The 24,872-nt window shown below is 41.2% G+C and carries 23 protein-coding genes; 9 read left to right on the forward strand and 14 right to left on the reverse strand.

The window, feature by feature from the left end; all coding sequences use genetic code 11:
* Positions 1-47 precede the first annotated feature (47 nt).
* Both KZA12_RS06805 and KZA12_RS06810 read right to left on the reverse strand, forming a co-directional pair.
* On the reverse strand, positions 48-1,202 hold the full coding sequence (locus KZA12_RS06805; RefSeq protein WP_218689703.1) for a DEAD/DEAH box helicase: 1,155 nt from the start codon (positions 1,200-1,202) through the stop codon (positions 48-50).
* A 215-nt stretch (positions 1,203-1,417) separates the two neighbouring features.
* Positions 1,418-1,633 (reverse strand): cold-shock protein, encoded by a 216-nt coding sequence (locus KZA12_RS06810; RefSeq protein WP_201622061.1) that lies wholly within the window; start codon positions 1,631-1,633, stop codon positions 1,418-1,420.
* A gap of 603 nt (positions 1,634-2,236) precedes the next feature.
* Here KZA12_RS06810 and aroQ point away from each other — a divergent pair.
* Together aroQ and KZA12_RS06820 are read left to right on the forward strand one after the other, a co-directional pair.
* The gene (gene aroQ / locus KZA12_RS06815) at positions 2,237-2,719 is read left to right on the forward strand and encodes a type II 3-dehydroquinate dehydratase (RefSeq protein ID WP_256932859.1); all 483 of its coding nucleotides are present in this window, start codon (positions 2,237-2,239) and stop codon (positions 2,717-2,719) included.
* A 324-nt stretch (positions 2,720-3,043) separates the two neighbouring features.
* A complete protein-coding gene (locus KZA12_RS06820; RefSeq protein WP_218689705.1) occupies positions 3,044-4,348 on the forward strand; it encodes an AarF/ABC1/UbiB kinase family protein in 1,305 nt (434 codons plus the stop codon).
* Between the two features lie 158 nt (positions 4,349-4,506).
* On the opposite strand, the gene KZA12_RS06825 is transcribed toward KZA12_RS06820, so the two are convergent.
* Complete coding sequence (locus KZA12_RS06825) at positions 4,507-5,337, reverse strand: ion transporter (protein WP_201622064.1); 831 nt, start codon at positions 5,335-5,337, stop codon at positions 4,507-4,509.
* 481 nt (positions 5,338-5,818) lie between these two features.
* Between KZA12_RS06825 and KZA12_RS06830 the strand changes: the two genes are divergently transcribed.
* The gene (locus KZA12_RS06830) at positions 5,819-6,568 is read left to right on the forward strand and encodes a YebC/PmpR family DNA-binding transcriptional regulator (protein ID WP_201622065.1); all 750 of its coding nucleotides are present in this window, start codon (positions 5,819-5,821) and stop codon (positions 6,566-6,568) included.
* A 79-nt stretch (positions 6,569-6,647) separates the two neighbouring features.
* Here the strand turns inward: KZA12_RS06830 and KZA12_RS06835 are convergent, their stop codons facing one another.
* Together KZA12_RS06835 and ftsY are read right to left on the reverse strand one after the other, a co-directional pair.
* Positions 6,648-7,247, reverse strand: coding sequence for a methylated-DNA--[protein]-cysteine S-methyltransferase (locus KZA12_RS06835; protein ID WP_218689706.1), 600 nt, complete (start codon positions 7,245-7,247; stop codon positions 6,648-6,650).
* 61 nt (positions 7,248-7,308) lie between these two features.
* Positions 7,309-8,280 (reverse strand): signal recognition particle-docking protein FtsY, encoded by a 972-nt coding sequence (gene ftsY, locus KZA12_RS06840; RefSeq protein WP_218689761.1) that lies wholly within the window; start codon positions 8,278-8,280, stop codon positions 7,309-7,311.
* 909 nt (positions 8,281-9,189) lie between these two features.
* On the opposite strand from ftsY, the gene KZA12_RS06845 reads away from it, so the two are divergent.
* From KZA12_RS06845 to KZA12_RS06860, 4 genes are all read left to right on the forward strand, one after another.
* The gene (locus KZA12_RS06845; RefSeq protein WP_218689707.1) at positions 9,190-9,342 is read left to right on the forward strand and encodes a hypothetical protein; all 153 of its coding nucleotides are present in this window, start codon (positions 9,190-9,192) and stop codon (positions 9,340-9,342) included.
* Between the two features lie 74 nt (positions 9,343-9,416).
* A complete protein-coding gene (locus tag KZA12_RS06850; RefSeq protein WP_218689708.1) occupies positions 9,417-9,647 on the forward strand; it encodes a hypothetical protein in 231 nt (76 codons plus the stop codon).
* 70 nt (positions 9,648-9,717) lie between these two features.
* Positions 9,718-11,187, forward strand: coding sequence for a pitrilysin family protein (locus KZA12_RS06855; protein WP_218689709.1), 1,470 nt, complete (start codon positions 9,718-9,720; stop codon positions 11,185-11,187).
* Between the two features lie 113 nt (positions 11,188-11,300).
* Positions 11,301-12,794 (forward strand): pitrilysin family protein, encoded by a 1,494-nt coding sequence (locus tag KZA12_RS06860; protein WP_256932860.1) that lies wholly within the window; start codon positions 11,301-11,303, stop codon positions 12,792-12,794.
* A 30-nt stretch (positions 12,795-12,824) separates the two neighbouring features.
* Here the strand turns inward: KZA12_RS06860 and KZA12_RS06865 are convergent, their stop codons facing one another.
* Entirely contained in the window at positions 12,825-13,388 is a 564-nt protein-coding gene (locus KZA12_RS06865; RefSeq protein WP_201622069.1) for a hypothetical protein, read from the reverse strand.
* A gap of 418 nt (positions 13,389-13,806) precedes the next feature.
* Positions 13,807-14,748, reverse strand: a complete 942-nt coding sequence (locus KZA12_RS06870) for a D-Ala-D-Ala carboxypeptidase family metallohydrolase (RefSeq protein WP_256932861.1) — start codon at positions 14,746-14,748, stop codon at positions 13,807-13,809.
* Positions 14,749-15,053: 305 nt separating this feature from the next.
* Here KZA12_RS06870 and rodA point away from each other — a divergent pair, with 305 nt between their 5' ends.
* Both rodA and KZA12_RS06880 read left to right on the forward strand, forming a co-directional pair.
* The gene (gene rodA / locus KZA12_RS06875) at positions 15,054-16,196 is read left to right on the forward strand and encodes a rod shape-determining protein RodA (RefSeq protein WP_201622070.1); all 1,143 of its coding nucleotides are present in this window, start codon (positions 15,054-15,056) and stop codon (positions 16,194-16,196) included.
* A gap of 998 nt (positions 16,197-17,194) precedes the next feature.
* The gene (locus tag KZA12_RS06880) at positions 17,195-17,809 is read left to right on the forward strand and encodes a septal ring lytic transglycosylase RlpA family protein (RefSeq protein WP_201622071.1); all 615 of its coding nucleotides are present in this window, start codon (positions 17,195-17,197) and stop codon (positions 17,807-17,809) included.
* Between the two features lie 207 nt (positions 17,810-18,016).
* On the opposite strand, the gene radA is transcribed toward KZA12_RS06880, so the two are convergent.
* The 7 genes from radA to hfq form a co-directional block, all read right to left on the reverse strand.
* The gene (gene radA, locus KZA12_RS06885; RefSeq protein WP_218689710.1) at positions 18,017-19,459 is read right to left on the reverse strand and encodes a DNA repair protein RadA; all 1,443 of its coding nucleotides are present in this window, start codon (positions 19,457-19,459) and stop codon (positions 18,017-18,019) included.
* A gap of 265 nt (positions 19,460-19,724) precedes the next feature.
* Positions 19,725-20,435: an LPS export ABC transporter ATP-binding protein gene (lptB, locus tag KZA12_RS06890; RefSeq protein WP_201622170.1), complete on the reverse strand. Its 711-nt coding sequence runs from the start codon at positions 20,433-20,435 to the stop codon at positions 19,725-19,727.
* A 219-nt stretch (positions 20,436-20,654) separates the two neighbouring features.
* Positions 20,655-21,182 carry a lipopolysaccharide transport periplasmic protein LptA gene (gene lptA / locus KZA12_RS06895; protein ID WP_201622073.1) on the reverse strand — a complete coding sequence of 176 codons (528 nt, stop codon included), beginning with the start codon at positions 21,180-21,182 and terminating at the stop codon, positions 20,655-20,657.
* A 150-nt stretch (positions 21,183-21,332) separates the two neighbouring features.
* Positions 21,333-21,917, reverse strand: coding sequence for an LPS export ABC transporter periplasmic protein LptC (gene lptC, locus KZA12_RS06900; protein ID WP_218689711.1), 585 nt, complete (start codon positions 21,915-21,917; stop codon positions 21,333-21,335).
* A 205-nt stretch (positions 21,918-22,122) separates the two neighbouring features.
* Positions 22,123-22,668 (reverse strand): HAD family hydrolase, encoded by a 546-nt coding sequence (locus KZA12_RS06905; protein WP_201622075.1) that lies wholly within the window; start codon positions 22,666-22,668, stop codon positions 22,123-22,125.
* Positions 22,669-22,778: 110 nt separating this feature from the next.
* Positions 22,779-23,771, reverse strand: coding sequence for an SIS domain-containing protein (locus tag KZA12_RS06910; protein WP_218689712.1), 993 nt, complete (start codon positions 23,769-23,771; stop codon positions 22,779-22,781).
* A 205-nt stretch (positions 23,772-23,976) separates the two neighbouring features.
* Positions 23,977-24,549 carry an RNA chaperone Hfq gene (hfq, locus tag KZA12_RS06915; protein WP_218689713.1) on the reverse strand — a complete coding sequence of 191 codons (573 nt, stop codon included), beginning with the start codon at positions 24,547-24,549 and terminating at the stop codon, positions 23,977-23,979.
* Positions 24,550-24,872: the final 323 nt, after the last annotated feature.

A 24,872-nucleotide genomic window follows, 5' to 3' on the forward strand; every position in this document is an offset into this window, starting at 1 on the left:
TTTTATTAAGTTAGCGACTGGATTTAGTTTTCAGTATCCATAGATTACTATTCTTGCCACTGCTCAAGAGTGAACTTAGTATCCAAGTGCTTTTCAAGGGCTGGAATATTAAAAGCATCATCTTCACTAACGAAACTGATACTAATACCTGTCTGCCCAGCTCGACCAGTACGACCAATACGATGGACATAGTCGTCCGGCTGATCAGGTAGAGTGTAGTTCACTACATGACTAACATCATCAACGTGGATACCACGTCCAGCCACGTCGGTAGCTACTAAAACTGTGGCGTGACCATCTTTAAAACGCTGTAAATACTTTTCACGCTTTTGTTGAATCACATCCCCTGATAGCATCACTATATTATAGGCTTGACGCAGCTTATGATATAAGCGCTTAACTTGATCCTTACGATTGGCAAAAACGATTACTTTTTCCACATCTTGGTCATTAATAATCCGTTCTAGGGCGGCCAATTTCTCACTCTCTGCCAGCAAATAAAAGTGCTGTTCAACTAGCTCGCTAGTCTTATGTTCAGGCTCAATCTCCACGAACTGTGGTTCGTGTAACCAGCGATAAGCCAAGTTCATCACATCTTGATTAAAAGTGGCGGAAAACAATAAGCTTTGACGCTCAGTATTGGCAGGCATACGCCCTACTAAACGCTTGATATCAGGAATGAAGCCCATATCGAGCATACGATCTGCTTCATCAAGCACTAGAACTTCTACTCGATCTAGGTAAACCATACCTTTATTCATCAGATCAATAAGGCGTCCAGGAGTGGCAATTAAAATATCAACATAGTCACGCTCTAGCTCGTGCTGTTGAGTCTCATAATTAGTGCCACCCATAATACAGATACTGTGTAGAGAAGTGTATTTGGTTAGCTGCATACAGTCATCAAAGATTTGCTGAGCCAGCTCACGCGTAGGAGCCATAACCACAGCACGCGGCTCACCTAGATAGCGTTGCTCATCACTAGTAAATGGGCGGTTGAGCAGCGCTTCCATGATAGTAATCAAGAACGTGGCGGTCTTACCAGTACCTGTTTGCGCTTGTCCAATGGCATCCTGATGAGCCAGTGTGTGTGGCAATATTTGCGCTTGAATAGACGTCAATTCAGTAAAGCCCAAATCACTAACAGCACGTAATGTTGCATTTGAGAGTGGCAAATCGGTGAATGTGGTAAAATTACTCAAAAGTTTTCCTTATTTATTCAATAGGCTCAGCCCTAGTAGCACTTATCTAACGTAGCGCTTACCTAAAGCCAAAAAAAAGCCGAGCCCAACTGTCTGTAGATCATTAAAAAGGCAGCAATTATTGCTACCTTTCTAAACTAAGACAGGCTCGACTCAGTAGTATAGCAGTAGTTTGGGCCAATATTAGGGCAAAACGGCTATGACCACTAAATAGATTATTCTTCTACTTTTCTAACTTCTTCAGCTTGTAAGCCTTTTTGACCTTCGACTACATTGAACTCAACTTTTTCGCCATCTTTTAAAGAGCGATAACCATCACCTTGAATAGCGCGGAAATGGACAAAGATATCTTCACCGCTATTGCGCTGAATGAAACCAAAACCTTTTGAGTCATTAAACCACTTGACGATACCTTGTTCGCGATCTGACATAATATTACTTCCTAAAACAGTGCTTAGCCCCAAATTCCTTTGCAACATTGCATATAAACGGGGTCCAAGATTATAAGATAAAAATTAGGAATGCTTACTTAAAAATAACTGACTTTGAGTAAACACTTTAAAAACTATACTGACACCTGCTTTTATTGTTAATAAATCAACGTAAACAGCTTCTCAATGATGAGAGGGTATGTTCTACCGCCTTTATTAATGACCACTTAACCCTTTATATAAAGGCCTGCAGCTTATCAGTAACAAACTTGCAATATTTATTGCATAAAAAATATCATAGCACGGGTTTTTAGTAACATAAAGTCTTTTAACATGATTTAAGATGAGTTAGTAAATTTTCCTGTAATCTTTTTATGCTTGGCTAATTGAGCTGTTATTATAAGCAGTCAAAAACGTAAATAGCCCTTACACCACTCTGTAACCCGTTTATTTATCTATTGAGTGCTAGCAATAACCATTATCTCCCTATTGCTTTTTTTTAACACTGTTGTAATTGTCTTGAGCACAGCTGAAGCATTAATAAGCGCTTTTAAATAGCGAACTTACTTATAACCTCCTCGATATCACTGTATGGATACTGATATGCCCAAACTGAACCAAAAACTACTATTAATCAACGGCGTCAACCTCAATCTATTAGGCAAACGTGAGCCTGAAATTTATGGTCATACCACTTTGGCGCAGATTGAAACAGCTTTAACAAGCCTTGCTGCAGAGCATAATATTGAGCTCATTTGTATTCAGTCTAATCACGAAGGTAAGCTAGTCGATGATATCCAACATCATGGCTTACTTACTGATGCTAAGATGCAAGTGGATGCCATTATTATCAATCCTGCCGCTTTTACTCATACTTCTGTTGCTATACGAGATGCATTATTGGCAACTCAAAAGCCATTTATTGAAGTGCACTTATCTAACGTTCACGCGCGTGAGAGCTTTCGCCAGCATTCTTATCTGAGCGATGTAGCTGTGGGTGTTATCAGCGGTCTTGGCTCACTAGGCTATCAGATGGCTCTAGAGTACTGGCTAACTAACTTATACCCGCTAAATTTAAAGCCCTAATAAATTCAATAATTTATTCTTTATTGGTGCTGTGCTGTATTGATTCTTAACTGGTCCGGCAATGAACTTGCACTGAACTCTACTAGTCAACGGGCTAAAGGCTGACTAAACTAGCTAATCAATTAAATAATGGCTAACTAAAAAATATCTAAGTTTGTCCTTGTAATGACCTTGCTAGGTCTGCACTTATATAAAGCGCAAAGCCAGTGGATGAACATTAGCTCTATCAAAGCTAGTTATTGCCATGAGTTTAGCGCTCCCAAAAAAACGGTATGCTGCAAGCTAGCAACTCTATAATTAACAACCCTCTATATGGTGATATGAATGGCAAAGTCGTCTGGAAAACGCTTTATGAAACTCGCTGGTATGACTGCAAGTATTGCAGGTAAAGCGGCGAAGAACTCATTAAAGCACCTCTCTAGTGACGAAGAGAAGCGCTTGCAAGCACGCTCAGAGTTGATGCAGGATGTGGGTGTTCAGATCGCCCAAACCCTCGGTGAGATGAAAGGTGCGGTAATGAAGGTGGGTCAAATCGCATCACAGTACAAAGATGTGTTTCCACCTGAAGTGGCAACAGCACTGGAAAAGCTGCAAAAAGATGCGCCTCCTATGCCCTACTCGCAGATCAAAGCGCAGGTTGAGCGTGAGCTAAAAGCGCCTATCAAAGATCTATTTATCGATTTTGAACAACAGCCTTTTGCCGCAGCTTCCATTGGTCAAGTGCATAAAGCCACCTTACCTTCTGGTCAAAAGGTAGTCGTAAAGGTGCAATACCCTGATGTCGATGAAAACTGTGATAGCGATCTAAAACAAGTACGTATGGCCTTAAAAATAGCCGGCGTCCTTAATATGAGTCGTGAATTACAAGATAAGCTGTTCAATGAAATTCGCCAAAGTCTACATGACGAGCTTGACTACACTAAAGAAGCTCACAACCTACAAGTATTTGGGGCTTTTCATGCTAATGATGAGGGCCTTATTATTCCTAAAGTGATCGATAGCCATTCGGCTAGACGCGTGCTAACTTTGACTGAAGAGATGGGGGAATCTCTTAGCGTAGCGGCAACTTGGGATAATAATATCAAGCAAAAAATTGCCACACGCTTATTTCATTTTAGCGCCGGTCAGTTGTTTGGCTTATATCGAATGCACTGTGATCCGCATCCTGGCAACTTTGCTTTTCGCGAGGATGGTAGTGTGATTGCTTATGATTTTGGCGGTATTCGTAGCTATAGCGACAGTGAAGTGAAGCTATTTCGCCGCTTTGCTCAACATGCTGTGTCGAGCGATGTTACGGCTCTTGAGCAAGACTTAATCGCTCTTGGTGTTCGCCGTGATGATGAAAAAGACGTTCCAAGTGAGTTTTACCAGACTTGGCTAAGTATCGGCCTTAAACCGTTATCTATCCCCCCTTACCAAGAAGGGCCGTTTGATTTCGCTCATAGCCAAGTACACCATGAAGCTATTACCCAAATGCGTAGCTCATTAAAGTACTTCGGTCAGTTCCAGCCTTCAGCGACTACTATGATGCTAGATCGCACGGTATCAGGACAGTATTGGAATTTAGTCAATTTAGGAGTAGAGATTGATCTATCATCATTGGTTGTCGAATATCTTGATAACCCTTAATAGCCGTATGCTTTGATCACCCTCAAGGCAACCCAGCTAGCCACAACTCTATAGTGATGACGGTATAGCTCTATTAGGGATGCCTGACTGGCAGGCTAAAAAACATTAATAAGCATGAATAACTAGCATGACTATTAGCTATAATTATTGATAACTGCTTATACGTGTAACGCATGGCCACAGCGATCACAAAACTCGGCATTTATTGCATGACCAAATTTACCGCAGTTAGGACAAGCAATAGGATTTAGCTGTGGGCGCATATTACGTGCCAGCTCAGCCGTAAAAATACCTGTCGGTACGGCAATGATTGAATAACCCGTTATCATTACCATAGATGCAATCGCTTGCCCGATTGGGGTCTTAGGTGACATATCACCATAGCCGGTGGTAGTTACTGTCACGACTGCCCAGTAAATAGATACAGGTATACTAGTAAAGCCATTTTCCGGCCCTTCTACTACATAGATAATCGAACCAAAAATAGTCACTAACAGGACTAAGGATAAGAAAAACACGGTGATTTTTTGTTGGCTAGTCTTTAATGCAGAGGCCAAAAATCCAGCTTGTTGCATGTAGGCTTTAAGCTTAAGGACTCGAAACACTCGTAGAATGCGCAATATTCGAATGACTAATAGATACTGCACGCCTACGAATATCAGACTTAAATAGCTCGGCAATACTGATAGTAAATCCACTACCCCAAAGAAGCTAAACATATAACGAAAACGATTGGGGGCAGAAAACAGTCTCAACCCATATTCAATAGTAAATAGAATAGTAAAGAACCATTCTGCATAAAAGAATATAGTGCCAAATTGCAAGCGCATATATAACACGCTGTCGAGCATTACCACCGACACACTAGCTAAAATGGCAATTAATAATACAATATCGAAAAACTTACCCGAATGAGTATCCGTTCCTTCAATAATGATATGAATGCGATTGCGCAAATGGGTAATGGCTTCAGTAGTCGGCTGCTTCATAGAATAGTCAGTAATCTCATAATATCAGAGTCTTGATGATATTGAATGATGTGAGTGGTCATCGATAGTCATGACCCATTTCAATAGGTCATAGTGGTCAAAACACCCAAAAGTGGTTTATAATATTGAGCGCTTTTATTGATAAGGGCAATCATATTGTGAGCTCATTTGCCACAGTGTAACAAAAAACCGCTTGCAACAATATACAAATCGTTAACTCAAGCGTAAGCTTGTGAAAGAAATAAGTACCACCACTGCTTTTAGATTAGAAATATAATTAACGCCTCAATTCTCATTAAGGCTATCTAAGCAGCTATTTGTATAAGTATTTTTATAAGTATAAGTATAAGTATCACTATAAATATAAAACCTCGAAACAGTTGAGCTCTTGTAGTTAACTGTTATCGCAAATGAATTAGTCGCCTCTCCTGATCTCGCATTGAGTCAGGCAGACGTCTTCTAAATAAAGTAAGGATATCGTATGGCAGGTCATTCAAAATGGGCAAACATTAAGCACCGTAAAGCCCGTCAGGACGCGGTAAAAGGTAAAATATTTACTAAGATTATCCGTGAAATCGTCTCGGCAGCTAAGCAAGGCGACCCTGATCCTGATAAAAACCCACGTCTGCGAGCGGTCATCGAAAAAGCACTGTCAGTTAACATGACTAGAGATACCATCAATCGAGCGGTTGATCGTGGTACAGGTGGGGGTGACAATGAAAACATGGAAGAAGTCAACTATGAAGGCTATGGAATCGGTGGCGTAGCCGTATTAGTAGAAACCTTGACCGACAATCTCAATCGTACTGTTAGTGAAATACGCCATGCTTTTACTAAGCATGACGGCAATCTGGGGACTTCAGGCTCAGTCGCTTATTTGTTTAATAAGCGCGGCGAGATTAGCTTTGATGACATTAGCTTAGAGGATGAAGTCATGCTAGTGGCTCTGGATGCTGGTGCAGTAGACATTGAGAACGATGGTGAGAGTCTGTTGGTTATTACTGAAGTAGAGAGCTTTGGCTCAGTAAAAGATGCCCTTGATGCAGCGGGCCTTATCTCCAATAACGCTGAAGTAACTATGTCACCGGCAACTACTGCGGAGATTGATAACCTCGATGATGCTGAAAAAGTGATGAAAATGATTGATATGTTAGAGGACATTGATGATGTGCAAAACGTCTATACCAATGTCAATTTCTCTGATGCTGTCATGGCAGAGCTTGAAGAGTAATCATTGCCCTGTAGCAAAAAAGCCAAACGTCTATACAACGTTTGGCTTTTTTTATAATCATCTTTAGTCAATAGTCATTTTACAGCTTACAGCTAACCCCCTCTAGCGCTAGCAAATGCTGTTTTTTATCTAAGCCACCAGTATAGCCACCAAGCTTACCGTCACTGGCAATAACTCGGTGACAAGGAATGATGATACTTAGCGGATTTTTGCCATTAGCATTAGCAACCGCCCGAAACCCTTTTGGATTATCAACATTCTGCGCAAGCATCGCATAACTAATGGTTTCGCCATGCTTGATATCAAGCAAAGCTTGCCAGACTTTTTGCTGGAATGGAGTACCTAAGCTGGTATCAAGCGGCAAATCAAAAGCCTGACGCTCTGCTTGTAGATACTGCTGCATTTGAGCAATAGCCGTCAACAATAATTGCTGCTCTAGATCACTAGCCTTTAACTGCTGTGCAGCTATAAACTCAACCTTCAAGCCAGCGAGATTATAGCGCTTTGTTAAAGTGCTTAACTTTATACTGTCCTGCCAGCTCTCATCTGCTGCTAGCCAAGTACAGCAGATAAGCTTTGCCGTACCGTCTATTGTATGACTGGCCAGCAATAAAGAAGATTCAGGGAAAGCTACTTGAGCTTGGTCTTTGCCTGCTAACACTATGCTGGTTATGATCATAATCTTCATCCCTATTGATGATAAATGAACAGCTTATTAAACGTTGACTAGGCTACTAAAATTAGACATCATCAGTTTCAAACAACGCAGCCACAAACTGTTTAGGACTAAAGGCGCGTAGATCATCGATTGACTCACCGACCCCGATATAACGAATAGGCACATCCGTGGTTTCAGCGATATTGAATACTACGCCGCCTTTAGCCGTCCCATCTAATTTAGTAATAGTAATTCCTGTTAGAGGAACCACTTTATTAAACAGCTCCACTTGATTAATAGCGTTTTGACCCGTGCCTGCATCGAGGACGATCATGCCTTCGTGAGGCGCAGTAGGATCAGCTTTACGCATCACACGTACTACTTTTTCTAACTCATTCATAAGATAAGTTTTATTCTGCAAACGCCCAGCAGTATCAGCAATCAACACATCAATGTTTTTTGCTTTGGCTGATTGCATAGCATCAAAAATAACTGAGGCACTATCAGAGCCGTGACCTTGTGCCACCACCGGAATATTATTGCGATCTCCCCAAATCTGTAACTGCTCAGTAGCAGCGGCTCGAAAAGTATCACCAGCAGCTAGCATTACTGACTTGCCCTCACCTTGCAGACGTTTGGCAAGCTTACCGATAGTAGTCGTTTTACCCACCCCATTGACTCCAACCACTAAAATAACAAAAGGCTGTTTGCTGCTGTCTATCACTAGTGGAGCTACTTTAGGAGTCAAGATATCGACTAGCTCATTTTGTAATGCTTTATATAATGAGTGGGCATAAATCAAATCACCACGATTAGTTTGTTCGGTCAAATTTTTGATAATACGATTAGTGGCATTGACCCCAATATCAGCGACCAATAGCTGATCTTCGACTTCTTCTAACAGTTCATCGTCGATTTCTTTACCGCCGATAAGTATATTGACCATCCCACCGGCTAAGTTTTTACGGGATTTGGCCAGTCCGGACTTCATGCGATTGAACCAGCTGCCTTTTTGTCGACCTTGGGATTCATCGCTCGTGGCATCGCTCTGCATTTCTGGTGCTGTGGTTGAGCTTATAGCGCTATTACTGTCAGTATTGCTATCGGTAACGCTATCAGTAACGCTATCAGTAACGCTGTTACTATTACTATTACTGTTACTGTTACTATTACTGTTACTGTTACTATTACTATTACTATTACTACTAAGATTATCCCCAAGCTGCGCTTGCAGAGGCATCTTCGGTATAGCCGCTTGAGTAACAGCCGACTGTACAACATTATGATCGCTAATCGCTATCTCTTCAGGCTTGCTGTCGAATTCAGGAGCTATTAGTGGCGCGCCTAAAGCGATGTTGCCTACCACCGTAGCACTAGATAGGCCTCTATCAACAAGTGCTTGATTGTCACCATGATTGCTATCACTAAGGTCTGTATCAATAGCAGCGGTACTAGTAACACTAGTGTCTGATGCAGACAGTAAGGTCGGCTCACTCAGCGCTTCATCGACAATAGCTACTGATTGGGTGGGCAAACTGGGTAAGGTGATATCATCGTCATCTAAATCATCAAGACTGCCATCGAGATTGATCACCACACGATTGCTGTTGTTCGGATTATTCATAAATTTGCCCTACAAGTTAGCATTATTATTAATGGGTTTATTCTAAAGTGGTTTTCTACGCTATCGGAGCTATAGCTAATAATTTTGCCTAGTTTAGCATAATTCAGCTGGCGCTCATTTTTGACAATGCTAATCTCATAGGTATTTTATAAGCTATATTTTTAACCTCAGCCTAGTTGGCTGACTAGTGAGTAAACCGCAGCTAGCTAATTAGCTAACTATTGAGTATGCACTGGGTTATCAAGATAGCTTCTCTTAAGATTCAGACACAAAAATAAGACCTTGAACATGCTAAACTTCGCCTATGCTAGTTAAGCCCTTATTCTATTGAGAAAACTTATGTCATTAACCATTAATTTTTGTAAAAAACTCAATCATCTAGGTTTGGCGCTTTTGCTAACAGCAACGGCTCTATCCGCTACAGGCTGTAGCACTACTCACGAGTTTAAGCCGACGGCTAGTGTCATAGTCGGGGCACATAAGTCGTTATAAGTCGCCTTATAAACTCAGTTACAAAGTTTATTTTTAGAGCTTCAAAATACTATCTTATATCAACAGGATTGGTCATGTCATTCACGCCTCAACGCTCTTTACTAAGACCTCAGTCAAACTATGCTCGTGCTAAAGCATTTAGACGGCAACCAACCAATCATGACCAAAATCAGTACAGCAAATCTAATAAGCTAATATCTAGCTTTATTATTGTAGCTTTGTCTGCTTTAACCGTAGGTTGTAACACTTTGCAAGCGCTTGAACCAACAGCTATTTTGATTTCTGACATAAAAAACTCTTTATGATATTGTATTGAGCGGATCATCATACTTAGCTAGATTTATTTTAATCGTCATTTTATAAGTAGAAAACACTATGTCCTCCTCTTTAACTTTACGTATTGCTTGTGCTCTAGCGCTGGCTACTAGTCTTGCGGCTTGTCAAACCAGTCAACTTAATGCAAATCATCCCGACTATCAAACTATTCATCAAAAAGTAGCACCACCAGATGTTGGGTCATCTGCCTTAGCTATAGACTTATCAGGACGCCACGAGTATCAGCTAGATAATGGTCTAAAAATCATTGTAAAAGAAGATCACCGTGCGCCCGTCGTTATGACTCAGATTTGGTACAAGGTGGGCTCTACCGATGAGCCGTTAGACAAAGGCGGCATCTCACACTTACTTGAACATATGATGTTTAAAGGCACCACTAAAGTTTCGAGCGATGACTATGAGCGCCTGATTGCCAAGTTTGGCGGGGTTAATAATGCTTTTACTAGCTACGATTATACTGGCTATTATGAGCTATTCCCGGCTAATCGTTTGCCGTTAGCGCTAGAATTAGAAGCCGATCGGATGCTAAATCTGCGTTTTGATGAAAACGCTTTTACCAAAGAGCATCAAGTAGTTATGGAGGAGCGTCGTCAACGTACTGATGACAATCCACTAGCCAAAGCTTACGAATCATTTCGCCTGCTAGCCTTACCTGATAGCCCAAAAGGGGAGTCGGTAATTGGGCCGATGAACGAGCTACAATCTATTAAGCTTAGTGAGTTAAAAGACTGGTATAAGACTTGGTATACGCCTAATAATGCAACTTTAGTAGTCGTTGGCGATGTCGAACCAACAGAAGTCTTGGCGCAAGCAAAACGCTACTTTGGTGATCTCAAAGCCAGTAAGTTACCGCAGCGCCCAGCAGTCCGACAAAAAGGCTTTCGTGGTTACCAGCAGGTAGAGTCAGAGCAAGCGGTGCAAGTACCAGTATTATTGATGGGCTATAATGTACCAAGCCTATTAACTATTGGGGCAGCTAACGAAAAGCAAGCCTACGCCCTATCATTGGCACAAGACGTATTGGACGGTGGTCTATCTGCGCGTCTAGAGAGTCGACTAATACGTGAGCAAGGCTTGTTAACTTCTATTGGTACTTCTTATGACTTATTAGATCGCGGTGATGGGCTGTTCTTGATCCAAGCGACACCAAGAGAAGGCGTCAGTTTGGCACAAGCGCAGCAAGCTATCACTGCTGAAATTGACAAACTAGCCACGGATCCAATAGCCCCTGACGAAATCAGCCGTGCCAAGACTAATACGGTTACTAGCTTAGTTTATGCACAAGATAGCATGGAAGGACAAGCACGGATGATAGGCTCACTGCAAGCTATTGGCTTAGATGATCGCTTACTATCAAGCTTGCCTGCTAAACTTGATAGCGTATCAGTTGCCGATATTCAAGCGGCGAGCAAACGATATCTAGTCAAGAATAACTTGACGGTTATGCAGGTTATACCGCCTAAAAAATCCGCTAATAAAGCAGGCTTGGTGGATAATGCTAATAACTAACCAAACTAGGCAAACTAGGCAAACTAAACAACATTTTGCTTTACTTTAATGTAGAAACCAAAGCAAAGCTTATGCCCGTTAAAAGCTATGAGGCGACCCACATAATGACAGTAATGAAAAATACAAAAATGACCACAGCATCCACTGTTAGTATGGCAGTGCTAATAGGACTTACAACTTGGGCCATACCAGCGCAAGCAGAAGAGGCTACAGACTATCGAGTGCCAGCGATGATCGATAACAGTGCGCCTATTGCGGCCCTATCTACGCTCACTAGCATCAATAATGCCAAACCGCTGAAAGTTACTGTACCAAGTATTGTGCACTTCAACACCAAATCTGGCGTTCCTGTGTCTTTCGTACGGGCAGCGGCTCTACCGATCGTCGATATTGATTTACGTTTTAATGCAGGTAGTGCGCGGGATGGTAGTCTACGTGCAGATGGTTTTGGTATTGCTAGTATGACCGCTACTATGTTGACGCAAGGGTCTAAAAAGCTAGCTGAGAATGACTTTACTCGGGCGGTCGAGACGTTAGGTATCGATCTAAGCAGTAGCGCTTATAAAGACATGTTTACTATCTCCCTGCGCAGTCTCTCTGATGATGAACATTTATTGCCAGCTGTTGATTTGATGACCCAGATGCTCACTGAGCCTAGTTTTGATAAAGCTACTTTAGCGCGTAATAAAGCGCGATTGTTAGTCGGTCTTCAGCAACAAAAACAAGATCCCAGCAGTCTTGCCAGCTTAGCTTTTAACGAGGCATTGTATGGTAAGCACCCTTATGCTCACCCCTCCTCTGGCACCCTTACCAGTGTACCTAGTATCGAACAACAAGACTTAATCGCTTTTAAAGATCGTTATTTAGTAGCCGCTAATGCTTCGTTGGCCATAACTGGTAATTTGAGCATAGATCAAGCCAAAAAGCTCGCTGAAGATATTACCGCAAACTTACCTAAAGGCCAAGCAGCCAGCGTATTAGCTGAACCTAAGGCTTTGACCAAAGGTCAGCATATTCATATTGACTTTCCTAGTAGCCAAACTACCGTCCTAATGGGACAGCTGGGCAGTAAGCGCGCCACTGATCCTAAAGAACAACAGCAACAAACTAACTTTGCCGTCGGTAATGAAGTACTAGCAGGAGGCGATTTTAATGCTCGATTGATGACTGAAATTAGACAGAACCTTGGCTATACTTATGGGATATCGGGCTCGATGAGCCCTATGCTCACTCGTGGACCTTATCAAATAAGCTTTTCGACACGTAATGACAAAGCGCGTATGGCTATAGATGCTAGTTTGAAGGTGATTAATGAGACTTTAGCGCAAGGTATAACGGCTAGTGAGATGCAGCTGACCACAGACAATCTAAAGAATAGCTTTCCGATGAGCTTTGCTAGTAATATTGGTATCAATGGTTTGCTGGGGACAATGAATTTCTATAAACTGCCTGATGATTATTTAACCAATTATATGAGTCGGATCAATAATGTGCAGCTCGCTGAGGTGAATAAGACCTTGCGTGATACTTTAGATCCTAATAACTTTTTGATCGTCACCGTAGGACAGGATAACCCTTGGGACCAAGCTAGCGCTAAACCTCAATAGGGGTTTAACGCTGTTTGATTGAATAGTCATTTAGTCTATAAGCTTAATGACTACGTCATACATAAAATGCTCAGGCTTATAGGTAGCTCCGTTATAGGCTAAACGGATCACATGCTTATCATAAGAGAGTACTTTATAGTCGCCGTCAGCGAAATTATGTAACTCGGGTACTACCAATAAAGCTTCGATTTTATCATCGCTGAGCTCGACGGTTATACGTTGATCGACTTTTGGATATAGATAATATTCACAATAGTCATCGACCATGACTTCCTGCACTCGCTCTATAACATTAGTATCAACATCCTTTTGCAGCAACTTGGGGCAGATATCAGCACGTCTAGCGGCTAAAAGTGCATAGGAGTTATCAATGCTGTTTTTTATCTCCTGCATATTTTGCTTTCTTTGTTGTCCGAGTGCAGCTTCATTATCGACAACTTTGCCCTTATCCTCTGGTAAACAACCAGAAGTTGCCACTAGCGCTGATACTATAATCATCTGTAAACTTAAACGCAGTGCTTTGGCCTTTAATAGATAATAGTTTTGTTGCTGATGCACGGTTTTATCAGCCAGCCCTAAGCTTAATACATTCATGGATATCACTTATTATAATTGTAATCAAATGACTCTAAGGTCAACAACTCTATTAATAAAAAATACTTATTACTAAGCTATAACTATAAATAAAACTTAAAAAAATAGCCCATTATTGCGGGCTATTTAAACACATTTGTTTGAAATATTGATAGTTATATATGACTTATATGTCATTGTGACCCTTTAATGGCATAGAAAATAACTTCTTGATATTAGGTAATAATAGTCAATACCGACTGTTCAGTACTAAATATCTGTTAATAAATTACTAATATATACATCCTGAAAAACTGACTTAAGTCTATGATTTATATTATGAATCTCAATCATGGTGGCAGCCAAATAGCGGTACTCAAATAGACAGCTACTCTCCTATAACTATGGCTAGAGTTAGTAGCTTTCACTCACTCACTCACTAGTAACGACAAGCTGAAGCGCTGCTGGCATGTTGAAAACCCCACTTTCGATAGCCTTCAGTATCTAAATGGATAGCCCCTGTTGAATATAATCCTAAACCAAAGTTATAAGCATTGCCTTGATACTGCCAAAACTGACACAGACCGTCCTGCATACTACTAAGACGCCACGGACTACTCTCATACTCAGGCACCCAGATGTCCATGGCACCTGCAGTCATGTGCTTGCTGCCGTCAGCACCACCCGCACAAGCATTAAGGCTTGGACTACGATATACCGACCGTATCTCAGTGCCAGATGGCAAGACACCTTGAGCTTTTAGGTCACTATAGAGTCGTAACGTCGGTACTATGTTTGACCACAACTCTTGCGGAGGTAGCTGATAAGGCTCATAGCCACATTTGTCCCAGCTACGAGCTGTTGTCAATAACTGCTCAAGTGGCGGAACATTACGTGCCCCTAGTCTTGAGATAAGATAACTTTTATAGCTGGCTACTTGTTGCGCACGCCAGCTGTTGCTATTTAGCCAGCTATTGAAATCCATGCTACTAAAGTTGTTATAGCTAGTATTATAACTATTATTAGTGGTGCTATAGCTAGTATTGTAGCTAGGGGTACGCGGGTTAACATTTACCCGCTTACTTTCTTCTATTGATACCTTGGCATCGAATTCATATTGGCGCTGTTTTTGTTCAATAAGGCCTTGCATGTTATCGCCAGTTATCTGCTGGCGGTATGGTGCAGGGGTTATATAAGCATTGCTAGTATCATTATTACCCTGACGAACTTGTATCCGGCGTTCGTTATCGACACTCAATACCGCCGCATAACTACTGACACTGGTGGTACAGACTAAAAAGGCTAACGCAGCACGCGCAGCTAGTCCTGTTGGCACTTGCCAAACCATTGATTCATTAATTCCACTGTTTACATTTTTCATTGACGGTAACTACCACTAAAAACATCTCATCGATATTATCAAATTTTTCACAGGCAGGCTAAACTATCGCCAGTTAATTAGCCTTAGAGGGTTTGTTATTAACACTAATGCTAATAGGTTTTATAATGACGTTACTTTATTACGCTAAAGTTACTTTTTAGGAGGATTTAAGCTCGAGCGTATAGGGGTTTTTTACGGTTTACCCAATTTTACTGTTATGCTCTCAATTGACTACGTTTTGGTTAATACGCTCTTTGTATTGACTTCACTTTTTTTATAACCATATTTTAAGCTAAATTTTGCCTATGTCTTCTAACCCGCAATACAGATTTTCTCGTCAAAGTCACCATCTTGGTCAACATTCTGAGCCGACTTTGTGGCAAAGGATTCACATAGATCCTTGGTTGACGTTGTTGTTACTATCCATCTGCTGCATTGGTTTGACGATTTTATATAGCGCCTCGATTCAAGACAATGCTATGGTCTTGCGCCAAATAGTTAGTTATGGTGTAGCCTTCATAGTTATGTTCGTTATGGCCCAGATTCCACCTAGCGTTTATCGTACTCTAACCCCTATCTTTTATGTATTGGGTTTACTACTGCTAGTACTCGTAGATATTATTGGTGAAGTTCGCATGGGCGCGCAGCGCTGGATAAACTTGCCAGGATTTGGCAGTGTACAACCCTCAGAGTTTATGAAGCTGGGTATGCCTATGATGTGTGCTTGGTTTTTATCCAAACGCGATCTACCGCCAAGCTTTTCCAGTGTGGGGATTGTTCTAGTACTTATTATCATACCAGTGTTATTAATAGCTAAAGAACCGGATTTAGGTACTTCACTATTAGTAGCCGCAAGCGGATTGTTTGTATTATTTTTGGCAGGTTTATCTTGGTGGATGATCGCTGGTGCCTTGGCTTTATCTGTACCCATAGTCACTATTGCTTGGCAGTTCTTATTACATGACTATCAGCGCACTCGCGTATTAACGCTCTTTAATCCTGAAGGTGATGCTCAAGGTGCTGGCTGGAATATCATCCAATCCAAAACCGCTATAGGGTCAGGGGGTCTGACTGGCAAAGGCTATTTAGACGGTACTCAATCGCATTTGCACTTCTTGCCCGAAGGTCATACTGACTTTATCATAGCGGCATTTTCTGAAGAATTCGGGCTATTGGGGGTAATATTACTAATGTTTTTTTATGCCTGTTTACTAAGTCGTTCGCTATATATCGCCTTTACTCATCCTGATACTTATAGCCGATTATTAGCAGGAGCTGTCGCTATGTCGTTCTTCGTTTATGTCTTTGTAAATGTGGGCATGGTTGGCGGGATTTTACCAGTAGTAGGCGTTCCACTGCCCTTCATAAGCTATGGTGGTACTGCTATTGTCACCTTAATGGCAGGCTTCGGATTGCTAATGTCCATCCATACTCATAGGCCTGAGTAGCTCTACTCATCCCCCTAAATAGCTGCTATTTTTGACTATTTCCCCGTTAATTAAACAGCTGCTTAAGTCGCTATTTAAATAGAGTCATGTTGAACCTTTACAAGTCAAAAAATCGGCTATAAGTGTATTTAAAACTGGGCTTTTTTGTTAAAAAATGGTGATAAAAGATTTTTAGTCATTTTCTGAGTGCTTAGCACTAAATATACTATGGGCTTTTTGTTGTAAATATATATACATATTGCCAAAAAAACTCTATATAACCTGCTTATATTTGGAGCCATTTCATAGACATAACTTAATAAATTCAATTACTTAGCTATGAAAACTATTAATCATTAACAAGATAAATTATCTTAGTAGCTTTATATTAATATTAGTCGTATGATGATCTTTGCTCAGCGCACCAGCATAACCAATAAAACTATTTAGACCTTTATTGGTATTAATATTTATTGAATTTGTAAGCGCCTTTTCACTCTGTTTTTTTCGTTATTTTTTCAGACAAGTTGTTGTTATTATTCACTTTAGATAGTACTTACTCCTGCTGCAATTCATCGGTTTACTATTTATTGTTGATTGATGCTTGTAGATTCTAAAGCTTGTTATTTACAAAAAATTGCGTTAACCTCTGTTAGAGTATTTAGCTACAGAACCTATACAGATCTACTAATAAAGTTAGCAATTAATTATATTCAAGTCAGAGCTCATCAGTATAGTTAGCCTTTGAAATTTCTCAGAGTTTAACTAATCAAGCGTTTATAACGGCAGTAATATAAGCAGCAATACTGGTTTTTATACGATTGATGATTTAGCAACATCGATGAGCGAATTATAAAACTTACCTAAAAGTTAAAACTAATTATATTTTGTACTCTCTATCTATAAACTTAATCGGTGATGGTTAGAATAAAAGTGCAGAATAGCTCAACTTGTCCTACATAATAAGTCATAGCTGATCATTAATTAGAATTTATAATCTAGGTTACAGAGGTATATATATGAATAAGCGTTTATCTGGTCTTCTTACCGCGTCAGTATTTTTGTTCGCTGGCTCAACAATGGCGTCTAGCGCTAATGCCGCCGAAGCAAAAACTACGCTTGCCAACTTTTCTCAAGATAACGCCTCGCATATTGATCGTGTACTCGGTGAACTTACTCGCCAGCATGACAATGCATCAAGTTTAGTAAAATCTGCACGTCAGCCAAGCTCTTTGGCTCTTAATAGTTCACTATTGGCCAGTAACTCCACTGGACTCAGCAATGATGAAGATGTGTTGGAACGTCTGACAGCAGTTGCGTCTAATTCAGTGAGTAAATTTAAGCAGACTGGTCTCGCTTCTTGGTATGGTCGTAAATTCCATGGTCGTAAAACCGCCAGTGGTGATACTTTTGATATGAATGGTTTGACTGCGGCGCATCGTTCATTACCTTTGAACTGTTATGTCAAAGTCACTAACAAAACCAATGGTAAGACTGTAGTAGTAAAAGTTAATGACCGTGGTCCATTTAGTGGTAACCGTGTGTTAGATTTATCTTATGGTGCTGCTAAACAGTTAGGTATCACTAGTAAAGGGGTTGGTAACGTTTCTATTGAGCGTGTTGCAGGACCCTAGTCTTTAGACTATTAATATTTTTATATTATTAATATTTTTAGACTGTTAATAAGTGCTAATAGCAAAGTAATACTTAAAGAAAAACCGCCAAGCTTAGAGAAAAGTTTGGCGGTTTTTGTGTTTTAAGACCTTATCTAATAGTAGTCGCTATCGGACAAGTCCTTAAAGCATTACTTATAAAAGCTAGCAACAGTGGAACTATAATCACTACAGCTCAAAGGCCTTTTCTATAGCATCATCCAAGCGCTCTACGGCGATAATAGTGATACCTTTAAATTGGGCTGAATTAGCAGCTGGTGCATTAGATTTGGGCACGATGGCATGAGTAAAGCCATGTTTCATAGCTTCTTTTAAACGCTCTTGACCATTAGGTACTGGCCGTATCTCGCCAGATAACCCTACTTCACCGAATACTGCTAGTGAAGAAGGCAGCGCTCGCTCTTTGATGCTAGAAGCGCAAGCTAATAACACTGCCAAATCAGAGCCTGTTTCTATAACCTTTACCCCACCTACTACGTTCACATAGACATCTTGCCCGCTAGTATGGATACCGCCGTGACGGTGCATAACCGCTAACAACATCGACATGCGCTGAAAATCAAGCCCCAAAGCCATACGTCGTGGCTGTCCTTGTGAGTCATCAACCAAGGCTTGTACTTCTACTAATAGTGGACGCGTGCCTTCACGACTGACCATCACCACTGAGCCTGCAACTGGCTTGTCATAACGGCTTAAAAATATCGCTGAAGGGTTAGCAACTTCTTTAAGACCCATATCCGTCATACCAAAGATACCCAGCTCATTGACCGCACCAAAACGGTTTTTTACCGCTCGAATCATTCGAAAGCGCGAATCAGACTGACCCTCAAAGTACAGTACAGTATCGACCATGTGCTCAAGTACTCTAGGTCCTGCCAGCGTACCTTCTTTGGTTACATGACCTACCAAGAATAATGCTGTGCCCGTTTGCTTAGCATAGCGAGTTAAGATAGCTGCAGACTCACGAATTTGACTCACCCCACCTGGCGCTGAATTAATGGCATCAGTATAGATAGTTTGAATAGAGTCGATGATAGCGATAGCCGGTTGCTCTTGCGTTAGAGCAGCACAGATAGTCTCTACATTAGTCTCTGCTAATACTCGCAATCTGTCCGCTGGTAGATCCAAGCGTTTAGCGCGCATAGCGACTTGCGCTAATGATTCCTCACCAGTGACATACAAGGCGCTACCCGCCAACGAATCAGCCTTGGCCATATTGGTTGCGGTTTGTAGCAAGATAGTAGATTTGCCGATACCCGGATCACCACCTATCAATACTACGGAGCCGGCGACTAAGCCACCCCCTAGCACCCGATCGAACTCACTGATACCCGTCGACATACGCGAATCTAAAGTGACGCTAACCGCATTCAGAGGCATGACCGCACTGTGAGTGCCTGAATAATTGCCAGTGGTTGAGCTATTAGCATCAGCATTACGAGGCGCTGCACGAGGTGCGGGTTTAGGGGTTTTTTTATTATGGTGCGGCATACTGACATTGGGTGCTTCGACTAAGCTATTCCATTCGCCGCAATCAGAGCACTGTCCTGCCCATTTACCAAAATGAGCACCGCAATGCTGGCAAACATAGCTACTAGTATTTTTTGCCATAGTCGTTAAGCCTTATAAAAATTATAAAAAATTAAGAAAGTGACAAATTAAGTAAAGCCACTTATCAAGCTATCTAGTCAATAAAATAATTAATAAGTATTGTGAGAGCAGCGATAAGGATATGACGCTGATAAAAACAGAAGGGTGAAGTTTTATGCGATGCTCAGCCTCTATAAGCTAGGCTGAAGCATCGTTTAGGATACTATTAACAAACCATCATAAAACTAGAGTTTGATGCAGAATAAAGTCAATGCAGTAAATAAATTTAGGCCTGAAAGTCTTTACCTAAGTAGACACTTTTTACTAGCTCATTATCCAAGATATCTTGTGGTTTGCCTTCAGCAATGATCGCCCCTTCTGAGACTATATAAGCTTTCTCACAAATAGCTAGAGTATCACGGACGTTATGATCAGTAATAAGTACCCCAATACCGCGATTTTTTAGCGCTAAGATCACATCTTTTATGTCACCTACTGAAATAGGATCAACCCCAGCAAACGGCTCATCCAATAGAATAAACTTAGGGTCAGCAGCTAAGGCACGAGCAATCTCACAACGACGACGCTCGCCTCCTGATACACTCATCCCTAACGATTTACGCACATGCTGTAGATTGAACTCGTTGATGAGTTTTTCAAGCTCTTCACGTTGAGCACTAGCGGACAGCTCTTTACGAGTCTGCAATATAGCTAAAATATTATCTTCAATAGATAGCTTACGAAAGATAGAAGCCTCTTGTGGTAAGTAACCAATACCAGCACGTGCGCGCTCATGCATAGCATATTTGGACAAATCCATCTTGCCCAAAGTGACACGACCTTTATCCATATTGACTAAGCCTACTACCATATAAAAGCTAGTAGTCTTGCCAGCACCGTTCGGCCCTAACAACCCTACTACTTGGCCTTGCTCCACAGAGAAAGAAACATCTTTGACCACCCAGCGCTTGTTGTAGCGCTTGCCTAAGTTTTGCATGACTAAACGTATGCGTGACTCGCTATTGTCATCGGCTAAAAGCTTATTACTATCCAATTGCTGTGTGCCCAGTTCAGATACTAAAGAATCAGGATGGCTAGAGAGGTTGCGGTCATCATTCATACTTATACTCATGCTGGTATTGATAATAGGACGTAAAACAGGGCAATATTAGCAGTGCTGCTGGCTGTAGCCTAGTAGCAAAAATCAAGTTTCAAGTTAACGTAAGCTGCTCTGACTACTATTAGCGTTAGGTGGGAATACCAACTCAACACGTTGATTGCCACCAGCCGTTGCTTCTACATCGCCAGCCTTGAGACTATAACGAATGACGTTACCTGCAAAACTAGCGCCGTTTTGTACTAGCTTAGCATTGCCTGTCAAAGTAACAATGCCATTGAGCGCATTGTAGTCGATGTTATTAGCTTGGCCTTTAGCCAACCCCTTTTCTTGAGTGACGACTTGCTGCATAGTCGCTGGACGCCCTGTGGCTACTGCTGAGTTGATGCTGCGCCCTTGCGATAAGTTGACAGTGATATTATCTGCCGTCATCTTAAAGGTACCTTGAGTAATAACCACTGTACCAGAATAGCTAGTAACCCCTGTACGCTCACTATAAGTCGCTTTGTCTGCTAATAGCTTAATGGGCTGATTTGCATCTGAAGGCAAGGCATGGCTATACAAAGGTAGTGTTAATAGCATGACTATTGACAGCGGGCGTGTAGCAGACAACATTGTTGATTTCATAAATGGTTACTCTTTATGTAATTGGTTCTGTAATTGGTTCTATAATGGATTCTGTAATTAGTAATGGGGTCTGCTAAGGTGATGCTAGTAGCTGTTTTTAGGCTGAGCTTTTAGTAAAAGAACGACTACTTACTTTAAAGACATTGTGTATCAAAATAGCGATTTGTCTTGACGTTTAGCTGGAGTGAATGTCACCGCTACTTGTCCAAATTCGTATTCACCTGTCTCTAAATTAGCGGTCATACTAGAGGCTTCAAAACGATTGAGTCCTTGCTCTACTTTCACCGGTTGCTCGCTATAGACTTGTCTTGATTTAGTATTGCCTTTTAGCGCTTGTCCTGTCACTTTGATCGGTTCGATCTTAGTAGTAGCAGTCTTATCTTCGCTAACTAAGCTAAAACCATTATATAAATGCAAATCACCAGATTCTTGACTGATAGTCGCGGTACCCGATTGGATAATATAGCGCTGCTTATCTGATGGCTTCCAGTTCATGGTAATTCCAGACATCACATCTTCATTGGTTTTGGGGTTATGAGTGAGTGAAGTAGCCTTCAGCTCATACTCTGTTTCCCCTTGATCATTAGTCTGCACCGCCTTTATATCCGTAGCTTCATAGTCAACTTCTGAGGCTTCTATATTCATCGGCGGTGAAATCTTGCCTTGCTGTTGGAAGAACCAACCAGCGATACCGGCGATGATCAAAGCTAAAACGATTAACACACGAGTATTCAAAACGGCTTATCCTGTATGTAGGCTTGGGTGATACTGTAGCCCATTCAAGTTAAAAATATATCTTATTAAGCGACTGCTAGTACTAATACTAGTACTGATAATAAGTGCCAATAGTTAGTACTCATAACCATTACAAATAACCTTGTAGTATCTACCACGCCCCTTATTAATAGCCAGTAGCATTTTCGCGGTTATCTACCCATGGTTAGCGATCATCTAAGCTAAACTGACCGATAAAGTCTTGGTAGTGACCGTGACCTTTTAATATTAGATCACAGACTTCACGTACTGCGCCGTAACCACCAGCGCGGGTGGTTACCATATCGCTACGATTGATCACCTCAGAGTGCGCATTAGGTACTGTCGCTGCAAAACCAACGGTTTGCATCGCTTTTATATCTGGCAAATCATCACCCATATAAGCACAGTCGGCTGCACTGATATTAAGCTGTTGATCTAAGCTTGCTAATAACTCAGTGAGCGCAATAAGCTTATCATCACGGCCCTGCACCACATAATCAATGCCTATTTCAGTAGCCCGTTTATTAACCATTGGGCTATTACGTCCAGTGATAATCGCTGTCAAAATACCGTAGCGTGCGAGCGACTTAATGCCAACACCATCTTGTACTGAAAACGCTTTAGTCTCGACACCATTAGCATCATAAATTATCTGGCCGTTAGACAGTATACCATCGACGTCTAGTACCAACAGCTTTACCTGACCAGCTTTTTTGATTAAATCCTGCATAATTCGTCTCTTATAATTGTAATTATAGTTAGCAAAATAAGCTATTAATAGTAGCGGTTATTATCATGTTAATGGCTGCCCGCATAAATGCCTGTCTAGGCACTACATCACTACTTGACGCCCGCTTGCAGCAAATCATGGACAGTAATGATCGCCTCTAAATGATTCTGCTCATCCATCACCAACAGCTGACTAATAGCATTCTCATTCATCAAGCTCAAAGCATCAGAGGCACGCATAGTTTTATTGACTTGGCGTGGCTGAGTAGTCATCACTGTACTCACTGGGGTATTTAGAGTAATCCCTCTTTCCAGTCCACGGCGTAGATCACCATCAGTAAACACTCCGACGACCTTATTATCATCATCTGTCACTACTGTCATGCCCAAACGACAATTACTCATAGTGAATAATGCCTCTTGTAGTAACGCACGCTGATTAACTAAAGGTAAGTTCTCAGAGCTAGGATGCATCAAGTCTTCAACTCGAGTCAATAGCTGACGACCTAGCGCTCCTGCTGGATGCGATAAGGCAAAATCCTCTGAGGTAAAACCACGCGCATGAACTAAGGCTACTGCCAAAGCGTCACCCAATGCCAAAGTCGCCGTAGTACTCGAAGTCGGCGCCAAATTGAGCGGACAGGCTTCTTGTGAATGACCTAAAGTGAGCACAATATCAGCCGCACTAGGTAACATCCCGCGCTGATCTCGACTAATGCTAATCAGCGGAATACCTAAATGTTTGACCACCGGTAATAAAGTTCTTATCTCATCAGACTCACCAGAATTAGAAATGGCTAAAAGCACATCCCCTTTGACTAGCATGCCTAAATCACCATGACCCGCTTCGCCAGGATGCATAAAAAATGCTGGAGTACCTGTAGAAGCAAAGGTTGCCGCTATTTTGCGACCGATCAATCCTGATTTACCCATACCAGTGACTACTACTCGGCCAGTGCAGTCTAAAATAACATCACAAGCTTGAGCAAAACGATCATCTATCTGCTCAGTCAAAATGGTTAGCGCTGCACGCTCAGTATTGATAGCTTCAATGGCGGTAGTAATATATTGGTCGTGGCTTAAAGATCGATTCGGATAGCTCATAAATTAACTCAAGATTTATTAGTGATCGATAGTGTATTTTACTATAATCACGCTAATATAAATAGCTACGGATATTAGAGTAACTATATTTAGATACTGTGAATGCTCAACATGCTCTAAGCAAAGAACAAAAAAACCTACTATTACAATAGTAGGTTCAATGCGTACAATTATTAGGTTAACCGCTATGCAGTTTTGAAAGCTACTAACTATTGTCTGAGCCTGGAGAATTATTATCCAAGCTGTCATCAGGCTTGTTTTCAAATCCTGAATCATCTGCAGGACTTTCAAAACCGCGCTCTTGTCCGAAACCGCCACGCTCAAAACCACGCTCTTGCCCAAAACCACCGCGCTCAAAACCGCGATCTTGTCCTTGATTAAAGCCACCGCGATTAAAACCACTACGATTAGAGCCAAAGCCACGCTCTTCAAAGCCATTACCGCTATTACTTGCAGGAGTGCTAGGACTACTGCCACGTTCAAAACCACTACTAGGATTACTACCTTGATAGCTGCTAGTTGTACTTGATGGTGGCACACTACCAGTAGTCGTGGTGGTAGAAGTACTAGTACGTGGATTGCGTGCTGGCACTACTGTAGAAATGGCATGCTTATACACCATCTGACTCACCGTATTCTTCAATAACACTACATATTGATCAAACGACTCGATTTGACCTTGTAACTTAATACCATTAACCAAAAAAATAGAAACAGGAATGCGGTCTTTGCGCAGTGAGTTCAAGAACGGATCTTGTAAAGTTTGTCCTTTTGACATGAAATCTCTCCTAATTATTATATAATTATATTGTGAATACTCAGTTTCGAATGCTAATCATTAAGTACCAAAGCTGAACAATGCTTCTGATATCATATTTAGAGGATGATTACTAAATAACAATAATCGATATTAATATTAAATAGTTATTAAATAGTTATTAAATATCAATTATCTTGAATATTTTATAGCCCTGCACTAGTAATTATAATGGTTATACGTATCTAACAAAATATTTTTTATAGGTAAATCGTATCTAAATAAGCAAGTACTTTTTTATATCCTGTTGAACCTTAAATAATAGCAGTGACTATGGTTACGAG

It is taken from the genome of Psychrobacter sp. BF1 (genome assembly GCF_019279065.1).
Lineage (GTDB): Bacteria > Pseudomonadota > Gammaproteobacteria > Pseudomonadales > Moraxellaceae > Psychrobacter > Psychrobacter urativorans.